The sequence below is a fragment of the Massilia frigida genome, assembly GCF_011682175.1.
Lineage (GTDB): Bacteria > Pseudomonadota > Gammaproteobacteria > Burkholderiales > Burkholderiaceae_D > Telluria_A > Telluria_A frigida.
This window is the reverse complement of sequence record NZ_WHJG01000124.1, coordinates 1-1,328: the sequence shown is the minus strand read 5'-3', so window position 1 is coordinate 1,328 and position 1,328 is coordinate 1. Positions and strand designations below refer to the sequence as shown.

General features: G+C 55.3%; 1 protein-coding gene. It reads left to right on the top strand.

Features of this window, described 5'->3' with window-relative positions; translation table 11 throughout:
* Positions 1-98 precede the first annotated feature (98 nt).
* Complete coding sequence (locus tag F2P44_RS34260) at positions 99-866, top strand: IS5 family transposase (protein ID WP_229423916.1); 768 nt, start codon at positions 99-101, stop codon at positions 864-866.
* The last annotated feature ends 462 nt before the right edge of the window (positions 867-1,328 follow it).

Below are 1,328 nucleotides of genomic sequence, written 5' to 3'. Positions count from 1 at the left end.
ATTGTGTGGGCGTTTTGGTGAAGTCTTGAGAAACTGCATCATGCCAGAAATGGGTGCGCCCACACCCTCCTTTATGCTTGCGATGCCAAGCCGTTCCCATGCGTTACGCCAGTTTTGCAAGAGCCTCAGGTAGTCAGATACCGGACCGGACAACGATCTGGACCTTCAAGGAGCGCTTGCTCAAGGCCGGTGCCAGCGAGAGTATCTTTGACGCCGTCAACCGTCAGCTTTCCAGGCATGGCTACATTGCGCGTGGCGGTCAGATGGTCGACGCGAGCATCGTGCAGACGCCGAAACAGTCAATGTGCAAAGAGGAAAAAGCGCTCGTTGGAGAAGGGGCCATGCCAATCGGCTGGAAGCCTGCGAAGCGCCGGCAGAAAGACATGGACGCGCGCTGGACCAAGAAGCATGGCAAGTCCTACTTCGGCTACAAGGTATCAGCCAACGCAGACAAACGCTACAAGCTGGTACGCAAGATCAAGGTCAGCACTGCCAGCGAGCATGACACCCTTCATTTCGAGGCGGTGCTCGACCCCTCGAATACCAGTCGCAACGTCTTGGCAGATAAGTGCTACGTGGATGGCGAGCGCGAAGACAGGTTGACGCAGCAGGGATGGCGCATGCACATCCAGCGCAAAGGAAGCAAGGGCAAGCCAATTTCGGAGGCCCAAAAGCGGCGCAACACGCGCATCGCCAAGACCCGCGCCAGGATCGAGCATGTGTTTGGCGGCCTGGCCGAGATGGGCGGCAAGGGCCTTCGCACGATCGGACTGGCGCGCGCCACGTTGCAGCTCAATTGGAAGGTCGCCGCTTACAATTTGCGGCGCTTGGTCTACTTGAAGGAGGCCAGGGTCGAGGCGTTCTGACGCCCGCAGTCCGTCCGGACTGCACAAAATGAGGTTCAGCACCCGCAACACGGGCGGGAATCAGCTCGGTCTGACATCAAAAAACGCATCTGCCGGCATCCCGACCGGCGATTACGCGGGATTTACCGGTAATTCGAGGTGCCCTAAGGTTCAAGCCTCCTATGAATTTAATGCTGTTGTCAAAGTGTGGGAAGCCATCACAATTTTTCCAGTGAGATGAAATGAGTAAATATATATTGCTTGATGACTTGATGTTCTCGATTTATTCGGTTGAAATTGGTCTGAGTGAGGAGGCTGGAAAACGCATATTTATAAGGAGCTTGGCGTCGAAAGAATATGGCTCTATGACGTTTTCGGTGAAACTTGACGACCGCCACGGTATCGCCTAATTGAAACCGACCGCTTCGCGGCGGCCTGCAAGGGATTGACGGGTAAATGAGCGAGTTTGGACATGCGCAGATA

Excerpts from the sequence above, each read along its gene's own strand:
- F2P44_RS34260 (WP_229423916.1), top strand. The coding sequence starts at position 99 with ATGCGTTACGCCAGTTTTGCAAGAGCCTCAGGTAGTCAGATACCGGAC.